Origin of the sequence: Cognatazoarcus halotolerans (assembly GCF_009800965.1) — a bacterium.
Lineage (GTDB): Bacteria > Pseudomonadota > Gammaproteobacteria > Burkholderiales > Rhodocyclaceae > Cognatazoarcus > Cognatazoarcus halotolerans.
Genome location: NZ_WUAF01000012.1, coordinates 23,827 through 38,977, shown reverse-complemented (window position 1 = coordinate 38,977; position 15,151 = coordinate 23,827). Strand labels below are relative to the sequence as shown.

12 protein-coding genes are annotated in these 15,151 nt (G+C 61.4%); 8 read left to right on the top strand and 4 right to left on the bottom strand.

The genetic code is table 11. The features are described from left to right. Window positions 1-17 precede the first annotated feature (17 nt). The gene (locus GQB03_RS15445; protein WP_159691303.1) at window positions 18-557 is read left to right on the top strand and encodes an AP2 domain-containing protein; all 540 of its coding nucleotides are present in this window, start codon (window positions 18-20) and stop codon (window positions 555-557) included. On the opposite strand, the gene GQB03_RS15440 is transcribed toward GQB03_RS15445, so the two are convergent. Genes GQB03_RS15440 through hrcA form a run of 3 tightly spaced genes read right to left on the bottom strand, consistent with a single transcriptional unit; the run spans window position 554 to window position 3,085 of the window. Beyond that, window positions 554-925: a phage holin family protein gene (locus GQB03_RS15440; RefSeq protein WP_159691300.1), complete on the bottom strand. Its 372-nt coding sequence runs from the start codon at window positions 923-925 to the stop codon at window positions 554-556. The genes GQB03_RS15445 and GQB03_RS15440 overlap by 4 nt on opposite strands. Then, window positions 922-2,031 (bottom strand): ferrochelatase, encoded by a 1,110-nt coding sequence (gene hemH, locus GQB03_RS15435; RefSeq protein WP_159691297.1) that lies wholly within the window; start codon window positions 2,029-2,031, stop codon window positions 922-924. The genes GQB03_RS15440 and hemH overlap by 4 nt, the downstream gene beginning before the upstream one ends. Window positions 2,032-2,056: 25 nt before the next feature. Next, complete coding sequence (gene hrcA / locus GQB03_RS15430; RefSeq protein WP_159691294.1) at window positions 2,057-3,085, bottom strand: heat-inducible transcriptional repressor HrcA; 1,029 nt, start codon at window positions 3,083-3,085, stop codon at window positions 2,057-2,059. 111 nt (window positions 3,086-3,196) lie between these two features. Between hrcA and GQB03_RS15425 the strand changes: the two genes are divergently transcribed. Together GQB03_RS15425 and recN are read left to right on the top strand one after the other, a co-directional pair. After that, window positions 3,197-4,081 (top strand): NAD kinase, encoded by an 885-nt coding sequence (locus GQB03_RS15425; RefSeq protein WP_159691291.1) that lies wholly within the window; start codon window positions 3,197-3,199, stop codon window positions 4,079-4,081. A gap of 14 nt (window positions 4,082-4,095) precedes the next feature. Beyond that, a complete protein-coding gene (gene recN / locus GQB03_RS15420) occupies window positions 4,096-5,766 on the top strand; it encodes a DNA repair protein RecN (protein ID WP_159691289.1) in 1,671 nt (556 codons plus the stop codon). A gap of 54 nt (window positions 5,767-5,820) precedes the next feature. Here the strand turns inward: recN and fur are convergent, their stop codons facing one another. Continuing rightward, entirely contained in the window at window positions 5,821-6,255 is a 435-nt protein-coding gene (gene fur / locus GQB03_RS15415; RefSeq protein ID WP_159691286.1) for a ferric iron uptake transcriptional regulator, read from the bottom strand. Between the two features lie 160 nt (window positions 6,256-6,415). Here fur and GQB03_RS15410 point away from each other — a divergent pair, with 160 nt between their 5' ends. The 5 genes from GQB03_RS15410 (at window position 6,416) to carB (ending at window position 15,142) form a co-directional block, all read left to right on the top strand. Beyond that, window positions 6,416-6,811 (top strand): outer membrane protein assembly factor BamE, encoded by a 396-nt coding sequence (locus GQB03_RS15410; RefSeq protein ID WP_159691283.1) that lies wholly within the window; start codon window positions 6,416-6,418, stop codon window positions 6,809-6,811. A 68-nt stretch (window positions 6,812-6,879) separates the two neighbouring features. Beyond that, complete coding sequence (dapB, locus tag GQB03_RS15405) at window positions 6,880-7,686, top strand: 4-hydroxy-tetrahydrodipicolinate reductase (RefSeq protein ID WP_159691280.1); 807 nt, start codon at window positions 6,880-6,882, stop codon at window positions 7,684-7,686. Window positions 7,687-7,830: 144 nt separating this feature from the next. Beyond that, complete coding sequence (locus tag GQB03_RS15400; protein ID WP_235027089.1) at window positions 7,831-10,557, top strand: response regulator; 2,727 nt, start codon at window positions 7,831-7,833, stop codon at window positions 10,555-10,557. Window positions 10,558-10,704: 147 nt separating this feature from the next. Continuing rightward, window positions 10,705-11,847: a glutamine-hydrolyzing carbamoyl-phosphate synthase small subunit gene (gene carA, locus GQB03_RS15395; RefSeq protein ID WP_159691277.1), complete on the top strand. Its 1,143-nt coding sequence runs from the start codon at window positions 10,705-10,707 to the stop codon at window positions 11,845-11,847. Window positions 11,848-11,923: 76 nt separating this feature from the next. Further along, complete coding sequence (carB, locus tag GQB03_RS15390) at window positions 11,924-15,142, top strand: carbamoyl-phosphate synthase large subunit (RefSeq protein WP_159691274.1); 3,219 nt, start codon at window positions 11,924-11,926, stop codon at window positions 15,140-15,142. Window positions 15,143-15,151 lie beyond the last annotated feature (9 nt).

Here is a 15,151-nt window from a genome sequence, read left to right as displayed (position 1 = left end):
GGGTCGGGAGTGACGAGGTGAGTCGAAGCAGCGTTTATGGAATCAGCCGGGTCGACAATGAGGCGAGTCGCACGCATGGGTGGCTGGTGACGATCCAGCGGCGCGGGGTGATCTATCGCAAGCATTTCAGCGATGGAATCCACGGCGGCAAGCGAAATGCCTTCAAGGAAGCGCGTGCTTATCGCGACGAGGTGGTGGCAAAGCACCCGCCGCTCTCGATGCAGGAGTACTCGAGCATTGTCAAGCGCAACAACCGCTCCGGAGTGGTCGGTGTCTGCAGGTATTGCGCATCCGAAACCCGTGACCTTCCCGAAGACAAGCAGCGTTGGTTCTGGGTCGCTTCGTGGCCCTTGCCGGACGGTCGTCGGAAACGGGTGAAATATTCGGTCGGAAAGTACGGGGAAGAGGGGGCCTTCGAGCGGGCACTGAAGGCGCGAACCGACGCGCTGGAAAAGCTCAACGGAGCTTTCGACCCGGGTGCCTTGAGGCGCAGGCCGAAGCGCAAGGCCGAGGGTGGCGGTAGCGCGACCCGGGAACTGGGCGGCCGTGCCCCCTAGCGGCCGCGCACACGCGTTTGGCCCGGTGCCGTATCGGCTAGTGCGAGGTTGACCAGCCAGGTAAGCAGGCTGTAGACGATCGCCCCCCAGAAAGCCGGCCAGAAGCCGGGCACATGCAGTCCGCCGACCAGATTGCCGACCATCCAGAACAGTAACGCGTTGATGACGAGGGTGAAAAGTCCCAGCGTGAGCAGGGTGATCGGCAAGGTTATCAGTATCAGCAGCGGTCGGATCAGCGCGTTGACGAGTCCAAGAAGCAACGCGCTGACCAGCGCCGCAGCGTAGCTATCGACGCGAATGCTCGGGAGCAGTTCGGGTAGCAGCATCAGGGCAAGCGCGTTGAGCCCCCAGCGAAGCAGCAGTTTCATCGGGCATCCTTGTCGGTGGCGCCAAGGGCGCGTGCTCGCGAAAGGCGCTCGTGGCGCATTTCGTCGTTTTCCTGTGGTTGTTCGAGCCAGTTGCCCAGGTGCTCGATGGCAATCCGGGCAAGCGACCTGATCCAGTCGTCCCGTTCATTGAGGCACGGTATGAAATGGAAGCGCTTGCCGCCGTGTGCCAGAAATGCGTCGCGGCATTCCACGGCGATCTCTTCAAGTGTCTCGAGGCAATCCGCCACGAAACCGGGACAGATCACGTCGACCGAGCGGACGCCCTCGTCGGCCAGCGTCTCGAGAGTGGGCTGGGTGTAAGGTTGCAGCCATTCAGCTTTGCCGAAGCGCGACTGAAAGGTCACCAGATAGCGATCCCTGGGCAGATCGAGGGCTTCGGCCAGCAAACGACCCGTCTTCTGGCATTCACAGTGGTAGGGGTCGCCCTTGTCGAGGGAAAAGCGGGGGATGCCATGAAAGCTCATGACAAGCTTTTCGGGTTCACCGTTGCGCATCCAGTGTTCCCGCACCGAGGCAGCAAGTGCGCCGATGTATCCGGCGTGCGCTGCAAAGTCCCGTACGAAGCGGATCTCGGGCATATTGCGCCATTCGAGCATGCATCCGGCCACTTCGTCCATGACGCTGGCGGTCGTGCTTGCCGCGTACTGCGGATAGGCCGGGATTACGAGTATCCGGGAGCAGCCCGCCGCCCGCATGCGCTCGAGCGTTTCGGGAATCGACGGCGCGCCGTAGCGCATGGCGTACTCGACCATCAAGTCGCCATGCCCCTGCATCCCGAGGTATCCCTTGAGCAGTTTGGTCTGGCGTTCGGTATGGACCTTCAGCGGCGAGCCCTCGCTGGTCCATACCGTGGCATATTTCTCCGCCGACTTCTTCGGCCGCACGGTGAGGATGATCCCGTTGAGGATCAGCCACCAGATCGGCCGCGGAATCTCGACGACCCGTGGATCGGAGAGGAACTGACGCAGATAGGGTCGAAGTGCGGCGGCTGTGGGTGCCTCTGGGGTGCCCAGGTTTACAAGCAGCACGCCGATACGCCTGGTCTGGTCGTGGCTGAAGGCGGGTTCGGGCCGGAAACGGGCCATTGGGAATCCTGTTGTGTTTCTCGGTTCAGTTGTTGGAAGACAGCGCGCTCGAGAGCAGGCGTGCCGTGATATCGACGATCGGAATGACGCGCTCGTAAGCCATCCTGGTCGGACCGATCACGCCAAGTGATCCGACAACTTTCCCGTCGACTTCGTAGGATGCCGTCACCACGCTGCAGCCGTCGAGCGGTTCCAGGCCTGACTCTCCGCCTATGAAGATCTGGACGCCGTTGGCCTTGTGGGAAACGTCGAGCAACTGCATCAGACTGGTTTTCTGATCGAACAACTTGAACAGATCCCGCAGCCGCACCATGTTGCTGGAAAGATCCTCCACGTCGAGCAGATTGTTCTCGCCCGACAGGACATATGAGCCAGCGCTCTCCTGGAAGGCCTCGTTGCCTGCCTCGACGGCTGCCGACATGAGTTCCGTCATGTCGTTTCGAAGCTGCCTCAGTTCTTCCTGCAGACGAATTCTGATCTGGCGGAAGTCCTGTCCCGCGAAGTGCTGGTTCAGGTAATTCCCCGCCGAGGTGAGTTCGGCGGCACTGTAGCCCCTTTTTGTGGACAGGATCCTGTTCTGCACGTCGCCGGCCGTTGTGACGATGATCAGCAGGATACGGGTCTCGGACAGGCCGATGAACTCGATCTGGCGAATGCGGACGGTGTCCTTGTCCGGCGTTACGACCAGACCGGCAAACTGGGTCAGCTGGGACAACAGATTGGAGGCGTTGCTGATGACGCGTCGTGGCTGATCAGGTTGCAACTGACCCTCGAGCTCGCGCAATCGCTTGTCCTCGATGGGCTTGACCGTTAGCAGACTGTCCACGAATAGCCGGTAGCCCTGTGCGGTCGGAATCCTGCCGGCCGAAGTGTGGGGGCTGGTGATGAAGCCCATTTCCTCGAGATCGGACATTACATTGCGGATCGTGGCAGGCGACAGTTCAAGCCCCGATACTCGGGAAAGCGCGCGGGAGCCGACCGGCTGACCGTCGGCGATGTGGCGTTCGATCAGTGTCTTCAACAGGATCTGAGAGCGGGTGTCGAGAGCTTGCATGGTCTGTGTGGCAAATTTGTCGGTCAATTCTAAGAAACCGGTCGACGGCTGCATAGCATGCCCTGCAGTCACGTGCGAATCGCTGCGCACAGATGTGGTTTAATCCCGCACATGGAGCACCAATTCAATACCATTGCGCTTATCGGAAAATACCAGAGTCCGGATGTTACAGAGTCGGTGGTCCGGCTCGCGGAGTTCTTGCGCGGGCGCTCGCTTACGGTGTTGATCGAGCAGGGTACGGCGAGTTCCACGGGTCTGGGCGTGACCTATCCGGTCGCATCGTATGACGAGATCGGTGCCAAGGCGGATCTTGGCGTGGTCCTCGGTGGTGACGGCACGATGCTCAACTCGAGCCGCCGCTTGGCTGAGTACAGTGTACCGCTGGTAGGCGTAAACCAGGGCAGGCTGGGCTTCCTCACCGATGTCGCGCGTGACGAGGTTCTGGTGCGGATCGGTGGGATACTCGATGGCCGCTTCACCCGTGAGTCGCGGGGCCTGCTGGAAGCCGAGGTGCTGCGTAACGGGCGGCGCGTTTTTCATACGGTCGCGTTCAACGATGTAGTGGTCAACAAGGGTGAGATCGGCCGGATGATCGAGTTCGACGTACTCATCGACGGCGAATTCGTCTACACCCAGCGTTCCGATGGCATCATCGTTTCCTCGCCCACCGGCTCCACCGCCTACGCGCTTTCTGCCAATGGTCCGATTCTCCATCCGCGCGTGGCAGGCATCGCACTGGTTCCGCTGTGCCCGCACGCGCTTACCGCACGGCCCGTTACGCTGCCGGACGATTGTTCGATCGAGATCGTCGTGAGTCCGCCGCACGATGCCAGGGTTCATTTCGACGGCCAGACCCGCTTCGATGCGCGTGCCGGGGATCGGGTCAGGGTGGCGCGTTCGCCGCATACCGTGACGCTGCTGCACCCGGAGGGTTACAGTTATTTCGACATGCTGCGCGAAAAGCTTCACTGGAGCTCGTCGCCGCGGCCTTTCTGAGCGCGCTGCCGATCATGCTACGTCGTCTTCAAATTCGGGATTTCGTCATCGTTGATCGCCTCGAGCTGGAGTTTGGTGGTGGCTTTGGCACGCTTACAGGTGAAACCGGTGCGGGCAAGTCGATTCTTCTGGACGCGCTGGGTCTGGCGTTGGGCGCGCGGGGTGAGCCTGGCGTGGTCCGGCCGGGTTGCGAGCGTGCCGAGGTCGTTGCCGAGTTCGATCTCCCGGGCCCGGGTGGTCTGTCCGACTGGCTTGTCGCGCAGGAAGTATCTTCAGAAGATGGTTGTCTGCTATTGCGCCGGGTGGTAGACCTTGGCGGAAGGTCCAGAGGTTGGATCAATGGCACCTCGGTTACGTTGGCTCAATTGCGTGAGGTCTCGGAGTGGCTCGTGGATATCCACGGCCAGCATGCCCATCATGCGCTGTTGCGAAGCGATGCCCAGCGTAGCCTGCTCGATTCTCACGGGGGACTGGAAGCGCTGACCCTGCAGGTGGGTGAGCGCTATCATCGATGGCAGGCGGCGCGCTCCGCGCGCGTTGCCTCCGAGAGCAATGCCGAAGGACTGGCGCGCGAACGAGAGGTGCTGTCCTGGCAGCTCGACGAGTTGCGCGAGCTTGGATACACCGCCAACGGGTGGGACGAACTCAACCAGGAGCAGGCCCGTCTCGCCCACGGGGTGAGCCTCATTGAAGGTGCCGAAAGCACGATTTCGGCGCTGACCGATTCCGATATGGCGATTGCGCCCGTGCTTGACAGACTTTCCGCACGCTTGGCGTCGATGGCCGGAGTCGATGAGGGTCTGGCGCCGATCGCAGAGCTGCTGGCCACGGCGGCCATCCAGCTGGATGAGGCCGGACACGCGCTGCGGCGCTATCGCGAGCGGTTCGACCTGGACCCGGCGCGACTGGAAGAACTGGATCGGCGGATCGCCCGGATTTCCGATGTGTCGCGCAAGTACCGGCTTGTACCCGATGCGCTGCCGGCCCTGCTCGAGGAAACCGAGCGACGCCTTGCCGACATGGAGGATTCCGGCGATCCGGCCTTGCTCGCGGAGCGTGAACGCCAAGCCGAAGAAGCCTACCTCCAGGTTGCGCGCGAACTCTCGGCGGGGCGTGCCCTGGCGGCGGACACCCTGTCCCGGGCGGTCACCGAAGCGATGCAGCGTCTCGCTATGGGGGGTGGTGCGTTTGCCGCTGCGTTGCTGCCGATGGATGAGGGGGGGGCGAGCGGTCTGGAGCGCATCGAGTTCCAGGTGACGACCAACGCGAGCCAACCGTTGCGCCCGCTTTCCAAAGTGGCGTCCGGCGGTGAATTGTCGCGCATCGGACTCGCAATACAGGTGATCGCGAGTCGCAGCTCCGCCACTCCGACCTTGATCTTTGACGAGGTCGACGTCGGTATCGGTGGACGGGTGGCGGAGATCGTCGGGCAGATGCTGCGTCGTCTGGGAGACGAGCGTCAGGTGCTCTGTGTCACCCATCTGCCGCAGGTCGCGGCTCAGGCCGGCTGGCAGTGGAACATATCGAAAGGCGAGCGCGATGGTGCCACGCTGAGCCGGGTTGCCTTGCTGGACGAGAACGGCCGTATAGAAGAAATTGCACGCATGCTCGGCGGAGTCACGATCACTGATACCACCCGTCGTCATGCTGCGGAAATGCTGGGGCTTGCAGATCTGGCGGCCTGAGCGCTGCGCATTTCCTCCCGTGGGGGCAGATCACCTGTTGCGCCAGGGCGTTTGCTAGCTGCCTTTCTTTTGGGGGCAGTCGTCCTTGACGCAGTCCGCATAGAGATAGAGAGCGTGCTCTTTTACCTGGAAGCCCCGTTCTGCAGCTACCGCCAGCTGTCGGGCTTCTATCTGCGGATCGTAGAATTCTTCGACCTTTCCGCATTGCAGACATACCAGATGGTCATGGTGCTGGCCCTGGTTGAGTTCGAAAACCGCTTTGCCGGACTCGAAGTAGTGGCGTTCGAGCAGGCCGGCCTGCTCGAACTGGGTGAGGACCCTGTATACGGTGGCAAGGCCGATATCCATTTCCTCCTGAATCAGCAGCCGGTATACGTCTTCCGCCGTAAGATGCCGTTCGTCCGCATGTTGGAACAGATCGAGGATCTTCAGGCGGGGTAGCGTTGCCTTGAGGCCGATATTCTTGAGGTTCTGGGAGTTGGAGGGCATTGATGGCACCGGGTAATCTGGTTCGGCCGCCCTAAAGGGTATCGGGCGGGGCCCACTGCGCCTGTGCCGGGCATTGAGCGGGCTCTATGATATATTTTTTGCCCCTGTCTGAGAATGTTCGTCGGCGGCCTTGTCTGCTGATAGAGGAAAATCGCTCCCCATGCATCTCCGTATTCTTTCCGCCGTCCTGGCGGGCAGTGTTGTTGCGTTGTCCGGCTGCTCCGTTCTCGAGCGGTTGACCCCATACAAGATCGATATCCGGCAGGGTAATGACGTCACGCCCGAGATGGTCGGCCAATTGAAGAAGGGCATGACCAGGGACCAGGTGCGCTTCGTGCTTGGCACTCCGCTCGTTACGGACGTTTTCCATCCGGATCGCTGGGACTATGTCTATCGGTTCCAGCCGGGGCGCGGGAAGGTTTCGGAGCGTCGGCTCACGGTGTTCTTCAAGGATGATGTGCTTGATCGGGTGATCGGCGACATAGAACCGGCCGACCCTGCCGACGCCAAGGAGAAGTCCCGCGTCATCGAGATCGGGCCTGCCAAGGACAAATGATTCCGTGCGATTGCATGCACGGCGCGGGTTGTCAGGCGTGTCCTTCAAATCAGTACATGGAGCAATGAATGAGTGAGCAGCGCATAGCGATTGCGGGTTGTACCGGCCGCATGGGGCGTATGTTGATCGAGGCGACGTTGAAGGGGGAAGGCGTTAGCCTGGTGTCAGCCTTCGATCAGCCGGGAAATCCGTTCATCGGCCGGGATGCGGGCGAGTTGCTCGGTGCCTCGTGTGGTGTCACGATCGGCGACGACGCACGTGGCGCCATCGATACCGCCGATTGCCTGATCGATTTCACTCGCCCGGAAGGTACGCTCGAACATCTCGAGATCTGTAGAAGCCTGGGCAAGGCGATCGTAATCGGCACCACGGGATTTTCTGCGGTGCAAAAGCAGCAGATCGAAGCTGCAGGGAAGGACATTCCCGTGGTGTTCGCACCGAACATGGCGGTCGGCGTCAATGCCGTTTTCAAGCTCCTCGCGGAGGCGGCCCGGATTCTCGACGAGGGGTATGACGTCGAGGTGATCGAGGCGCACCACCGCTACAAGGTTGATGCGCCTTCGGGCACGGCCCTGCGGATGGGGGAGGTCGTTGCCGCCGCGCTCGGCAGGGATCTCGATCAGTGCGCGATCTACGGCAGAGAAGGCGTTACGGGCGAACGTGATCCCCGGACGATTGCATTTTCGACAATCCGTGGCGGCGACATCGTGGGTGACCATACGGTGCTCTTTGCCGGATTGGGGGAGCGTATCGAAATTACGCACAAATCAGGAAGTCGGATGCCTTACGCGCTTGGCTCCCTGCGAGCAGCGCGTTACCTGAAGGGCCGAGCTGCAGGGCTGTTCGACATGCAGGACGTTCTTGGGCTGAGGTAGTCGGGCGGGGGCGAGAAGTACGTCGGGCCGGCCTCAAGAATGTGCGACACGGGTCGTTTATAGTCAGCATGTTTCGACGCGTTCCGATCATGCTCTGCCACGCCGCCAGCGGGGCTTCGCGCGGCCGCTCCGCCGGGAGGTCGCGTGCGTTCTGACGCGCTCACCCGACATCTGGCGGAGCATTTCGGTGCCGAGTCGATCGAGGCGCTGTTGGGTTCGGATGCAGGCTTCGGGCAGTGCGGCAGTGATTTGTCCGCGCGTCTGATAGCGCTACTTGAGGCGGTTGACGCAGATCTGTGCGGCGTCGAACAGCCTTCCGGGCAGAATACGTCGAAGCTGATCCAGTTGCTCGCTCACTTTGAAGAGGTGTCGGGTGTCGATGCGCGCTCGGAGCATCCGCAGACGCCGGCGCAGTTGCTGGACGAGGTCGTTGCGCGCGGTGAGGCCGTTGTCGACCAATTGCGATCCACCCGGGAGCGTCTGGATCTGACGATGCGCAACGCCCAGTCGGGCTTGTGGGACTGGGATCTCACTACCGATTCGCCGTTTCTGGACGGCGGGTGGCGAACCATGCTGGGCATTGCGGACGACGAGGCCTTGGGCAACGACGTCACGATCTGGTTGCCGCTGATGCATCCGGCGGATGTGGACAAGACCCGAGCTTTGCTGCGGGCGCATCTCCGCCAGGAATGCAGCGTCTTCGATGCCGAATTCCGGATGCGACACCGCAATGGCGAATGGCGCTGGTTCCAGGCGCTCGGGCGGGTGAGTGACAGGGGGGCGGATGGCCGATTCGGGCGTTTGGCTGGCACTTATCGTGATATCACCGAGCGCAAGGAGTGGGAACTCGAGCTCCTTCAGGCGAAGGAGGCGGCAGAGTCGGCGAACCGGGCAAAGAGCGATTTCCTGGCCAACATGAGCCACGAGATTCGCACCCCGATGAACGGTATTCTGGGGATGACCGAACTCGTTCTCGATACATCACTCGATGACGAGCAGCGCGACTATCTGCATAGCGTGAAATCGTCCGCGGAGTCCCTGCTGACGATCATCAATGACATCCTCGATTTTTCGAAGATCGAGGCCGGCAAACTTGCATTGGAGCGGATCGAGTTTTCGCTGCGATCGGTGGTGTCCGAAACGGTCCGCTCGCTTGCATTGCGCGCCCACCAGAAGGGGCTCGAGGTCATCTTCGGGGTCGCGGCCGACGTTCCCCAGCAGTGTTTCGGGGATCCGGGCCGAATCAGGCGGGTCCTGCTCAATCTGCTCGGCAATGCGATCAAATTCACCGAAAAGGGCGAGATCGAGGTTACCGCGAGGATCGTCGAGCGAGAGGGGCAGCAGATACAGGTTGCAATCGCGGTGCGCGATACCGGAGTCGGCATCGCGCCCGAAAAGTGTGACGAGATCTTTGGCGCTTTCGAGCAGGCGGATTCTTCAACAACCAGGAAGTATGGTGGTACCGGACTCGGTCTGGCAATTTCGAAACGTCTGGTCGAGATCATGAATGGTGCGATCAGAGTCGAGAGCCGGCCAGATCAGGGCAGCGTTTTCGAGTTTACGGTCAGCCTTGAAGCCGCTGGCACTTCGGTTCCGCCGCTGCGGCGGGCTGGCGAGTTGCGGCGTCGCTCGGTTCTCGTGGTGGCGGAAAACCGTGCGCTGGCGCTCAGCGTCGCAAGCATGGTGGAAACGTGGGGCGGCCGTCCCACGATCGCGGCGGGCAAGAGCGAGGCGCTCGAGCTCCTCAAATTTGCTCACCAAAGCAACGGGCCCTTTGATTTCATGCTTGTGGATGCCGGGCTGGCAAACGACGAGGGCTTCGCGCTCGTCGCGCATTTTCGCGATCAGACACCGTACATCGACCGCGTGGTGATGATGCTGAACGCCCATTCGCAGCGCAATGACGTGATCCGCTGCCGGCAGCTGGGCGTCGAGACGCGTTTGGCCAAGCCTTTCTCGGCAGCCGATCTGCACGATGCTCTCGTTCTGGCCGTGCTTGGGGGGCGCTCGGATGACGACATCCTCGCCGAATTCGATCCTCAGATGACACTCACCGAAATGGTGCACGAGGTGCAGAACCAATCGGGTCTCAGCGTGCTTCTGGTCGAGGATAATCCGGTCAATCAGACGGTCGGTTTGAAGATGCTTCAGAAGGCAGGTCACCGGGTTACCCTTGCGGGAAACGGGCAGGAGGCACTGGATCTGCTCGATCGGCAGCGCTTCGATCTCGTTCTGATGGATGTCCAGATGCCGGTCATGGGCGGCCTGGAGGCGGCGCAGGCGATCAGGGCGAGAGAAGCCCGCCGGAGCTGGTCGGCCGGTTCGGGGCTTGCTTCGGTGCCGATCGTGGCGATGACCGCCCATGCGATGCAGGGCGACCGTGAACGATGCCTTGACGCCGGGATGGATGATTACGTCGCTAAACCGATCCGACCGGCCGAACTGTTTGCCGCAATTGCCCGCGTATGTGGCCGTGGCGCCTCCGTCGGTCGCGGCGGGTCCGATTCGTCACTTCTCGAACCCGCGAATGCCGGCAGGGTGCTCGATCTCGACGGAACCCGTGCCTTGCTTGATGGTGACCAGGTGGCGCTGGATCAACTCGTCAGCCTTTTTATTAGCGATTTGCCGCGTAATCTGAAAGAACTCAACGAGGCCGTCGCCCAGCGCAACGCAAGCCGTCTGGCAGCCGCCTCGCACAGCCTCAAAGGGGCTGTTGGTGTGTTCAATGCCTTGCAGGCGCAAGATGCGGCGCAAAGAGTGGAGTCCGCCGCGAAGGGGGCCGACGTCGATCTGGCATGTCGGGAGGTAACGTCGTTGGTGGCGGAACTCAATACACTTGCTACCGCGCTGCGCAGCTCACTCAAATCGTGACCCGGTGACTGCGGCGCGTTGCTCCGGATACGGAAAATCGATAGAATGCAGTGCTACGCGGGAAGGCCCTGGCGCCTCTCCCGTTTTTTTGCGCGCTCTGTGCGCAATGCCGAATTTCATCCCAATGCTTGAATCAGGAGTTTCGTTGTGACTGCCTTCCCGCCCGCCATACTTGCACTTGCCGACGGGACAGTGTTTCACGGCAAGGGCATCGGTGCCGAGGGGCGCACCGTGGGTGAAGTGGTATTCAACACTTCGATGTCCGGTTACCAGGAGATCCTTACCGATCCCAGCTACAGTCGCCAGATCGTTACACTGACCTATCCGCACGTCGGCAATACCGGCGTCAATACTGAAGATTGCGAAGCGCAGAAGATCCATGCCGCGGGTCTGGTGATACGGGATCTTCCGATCGTCGCTTCCAACTGGCGCAAGCAGCAGACTCTCGATGCCTATCTGAAGTCCGAGGGCATCGTGGCGATTGCTGGCATCGACACCCGGCGCCTGACCCGCGTGCTCCGCGAGAAGGGTGCGCAGGCTGGCTGCATTGTCACTGCAGCCGATGTGCGTTCGATCGACGTGAACACTGCAATCGCGGCTGCACGCGGTTTTCCGGGGCTTGCCGGAATGGATCTGGCGAAGGTCGTTTCGGTATCCGAGCCCTATGCCTGGACGGAAGGCGAATGGCGCCTTGCGCAAGGCTACGTCGGGCAAGCGTCCGCACGCTTCCACGTTGTCGCATACGACTTCGGCGTCAAGCGCAATATTCTGCGAATGCTTGCAGAACGTGGCTGTCGCCTGACCGTCGTGCCGGCGCAGACCCCGGCGTCCGAGGTGCTTGCGTTGAATCCGGACGGTATCTTCCTGTCCAACGGCCCCGGTGATCCGGAGCCATGCGATTACGCAATCGAGGCAATTGGCGAATTCCTTGCCAAGGGCATCCCGACCTTTGGAATCTGCCTAGGCCACCAATTGCTGGCCCTGGCTTCCGGGGCGAAGACCATGAAGATGAAGTTCGGCCACCATGGTGCCAATCACCCGGTCAAGGATCTTGATTCCGGCCAGGTGCTGATTACCAGCCAGAACCATGGTTTCGCGGTCGATCCGCAAACCCTTCCGGCGAACCTGCGCGCCACTCATGTTTCCCTGTTCGACGGCAGCCTGCAGGGGCTGGCCAGAACCGACGTGCCTGCCTTCTGTTTCCAGGGGCATCCCGAAGCGAGTCCCGGCCCGCACGACGTGGCCTACCTCTTCGACCGCTTCATCAAACTGTTGGAAGAACGTAAGTGATTTCTCGATGTGGCGACCCGTTGCGCCCCGTGCGTGACCGGTTGCCGCTTCGGGTCATCCGAATCGAGGCAATACCATGCCCAAACGCACAGACCTAAATACCATTCTGATCATTGGTGCCGGCCCGATCATCATCGGCCAGGCATGTGAGTTCGACTATTCCGGCGCGCAGGCCTGCAAGGCGCTGCGCGAGGAAGGCTACAAGGTCGTTCTCGTCAATTCCAATCCCGCGACCATCATGACTGATCCGGGTACCGCCGATGTGACCTACATCGAGCCGATTACCTGGCAGGTCGTCGAGCGCATCATTGAAAAGGAGCGCCCGGACGCGCTGCTGCCGACCATGGGCGGGCAGACCGCGCTGAACTGTGCGCTCGACCTCGCGCGCAACGGCGTGCTCGAGAAATATGGCGTGGAATTGATCGGCGCCTCGCAGGAGGCGATCGACAAGGCCGAGGATCGGCTCAAGTTCAAGGACGCGATGACGAAGATCGGCCTTGGCTCGGCGCGATCCGCGATTGCCCATAGCATGGAGGAAGCGCTCCAGGTACAGGGCGGCATCGGTTTTCCGGCAATCATCCGCCCTTCATTCACGCTTGGCGGAACCGGTGGCGGCATCGCCTACAACATGGAAGAGTTCCTCGAGATCTGCAAGCGCGGTCTCGAAGCGAGTCCGACCAACGAGCTCCTCATCGAGGAATCGCTGATCGGCTGGAAGGAGTACGAGATGGAGGTGGTGCGGGACCGCGCCGACAACTGCATCATCGTATGTTCCATCGAAAACCTGGATCCGATGGGTGTGCACACCGGCGACTCGATCACGGTTGCGCCGTCGCAGACCCTCACCGACAAGGAATACCAGATCCTGCGCAATGCCTCGATCGCCGTGCTGCGCGAGATCGGCGTCGATACCGGCGGCTCGAACGTCCAGTTCGCGATCAATCCGGAAGACGGCCGCATGATCGTCATCGAGATGAACCCACGGGTGTCGCGCTCGTCGGCACTCGCCTCGAAAGCGACCGGGTTCCCGATCGCCAAGGTGGCAGCAAAGCTCGCGGTGGGCTACACGCTCGATGAACTCAAGAACGACATTACCGGCGGTGCCACGCCGGCATCGTTCGAACCGTCGATCGACTATGTCGTGACCAAGATCCCGCGGTTCGCCTTCGAGAAATTCCCGCAGGCGCCGGACCGGCTTACCACGCAGATGAAGTCGGTCGGCGAGGTGATGGCGATGGGCCGCACCTTCCAGGAGTCGTTCCAGAAGGCGCTGCGTGGTCTCGAGGTTGGTGCCTATGGTCTCGACGAAGTCGAGGCGGACGAAGAGGATCTCGAGCACGAACTTGCAAACCCGGGTGCGCAGCGCATCTGGTATGTCGGCCAGGCCTTTCGTGAGGGCATGAGCTTCGAGAAGGTCCAGCAGCTCACCAAGATCGATCCGTGGTTCCTGGCGCAGATCGAGGACATCGTCCTCACCGAAAAGTCGCTTGCCGGCCGCTCGCTCAAGAATATCGGTGCCCCCGAATTGCGGGAGCTCAAGCGCAAGGGTTTCTCCGATCGTCGCCTTGCCAAGGTGCTCAATACCGACGAGACCGCTGTTCGCCTTCATCGCCACGCCGTGGGCGTGCGCCCGGTGTACAAGCGGGTGGATACCTGCGCCGCGGAGTTCTCGACCTCGACCGCCTACATGTACTCGAGTTACGAGGAAGAGTGCGAGTCGATGCCGACCGACAAGAAGAAAATCATGGTCCTCGGTGGCGGACCGAACCGCATCGGGCAGGGTATCGAGTTCGACTACTGCTGCGTACATGCAGCGCTAGCGCTGCGTGAAGATGGCTATGAGACGATCATGGTCAACTGCAACCCCGAGACCGTATCGACAGACTACGATACTTCCGATCGACTCTACTTCGAGCCGATCACGCTTGAGGACATCCTCGAGATCGTGCACATCGAAAAACCGGTTGGCGTGATCGTCCAGTTCGGTGGTCAAACGCCGCTCAAACGGGCAAAGGCGCTTGAAGAGAACGGTGTGCCGATCATCGGAACCTCGCCGGACATGATCGATGCGGCAGAGGACCGTGAGCGCTTCCAGAAGCTGCTCAACGACCTCGGGCTCAAGCAGCCGCCCAACCGCACGGCGCGCACGCCGGAAGCCGCGGTGCGTCTCGCCGCCGAGATCGGCTACCCGCTGGTGGTGCGGCCGAGCTATGTGCTGGGTGGCCGTGCGATGGAGATCGTGCACGAACAGAAGGATCTCGAGCGCTACATGCGGGAGGCGGTCAAGGTCTCGAACGAGTCACCGGTGCTGCTCGACCGCTTCCTCAATGATGCGACCGAGGTGGATGTCGATGCCTTGTCCGACGGAAACCAGGTCATCATCGGCGGCATCATGGAGCACATCGAGCAGGCGGGCGTCCATTCCGGCGACTCGGCCTGTTCCCTGCCGCCCTACACGCTGACGCAGAAGCTGCAGGATGAGTTGCGTCGGCAAACCGAGGCGATGGCGCGGGCCCTGAACGTGTGTGGCCTGATGAACGTCCAGTTCGCGATCCAGGGCGAGGGCGACGAAGCGGTCGTCTATGTGCTCGAGGTGAATCCTCGGGCGTCGCGAACCGTTCCGTTCGTGTCGAAGGCCTGCTCGCTGCCGCTTGCCAAGGTCGCGGCGCGCTGCATGGCTGGCCGTTCGCTGGCCGATCAGGGGGTGCTGACCGAAATCGTGCCGCCCTATTTCTCGGTGAAAGAAGCGGTTTTCCCCTTCGTCAAGTTCCCGGGTGTCGATACCATCCTCGGGCCGGAAATGAAATCGACCGGCGAAGTGATGGGTGTCGGACGCACTTTTGCAGAAGCGTTCGTAAAGTCGCAACTCGCTGCCGGCACCCACTTGCCCGCCTCCGGGAAGGTATTCATCAGCGTGCGGCCGTCTGATCGCAAGGCTGCGATTGAGGTCGCGCAGGAACTGCACGATCTTGGTTTTTCGGTGGTCGCGACGCGTGGAACCGGTGCAGCGATCGAAGCCGCGGGCGTTCCGGTTTCGGTTGTGAACAAGGTCAATGAAGGTCGTCCGAACGTTGTCGACATGATCAAGAACGAAGAGATCTGTATGGTGATCAACACGGTCGAGGAGAAGCGCCAGGCGATTACCGACTCGCGTTCGATCCGCACCAGTGCGCTTGCCGCGAAGATCACCATCTATACGACGATCGAGGGCGCGCGCGCGGCCTGCATGGGCATGCGCCATCTCTCGGGCCTCGAGGTCTATTCCGTGCAGTCGCTGCATGCCGAACTGAATTGAAGTAGAAAG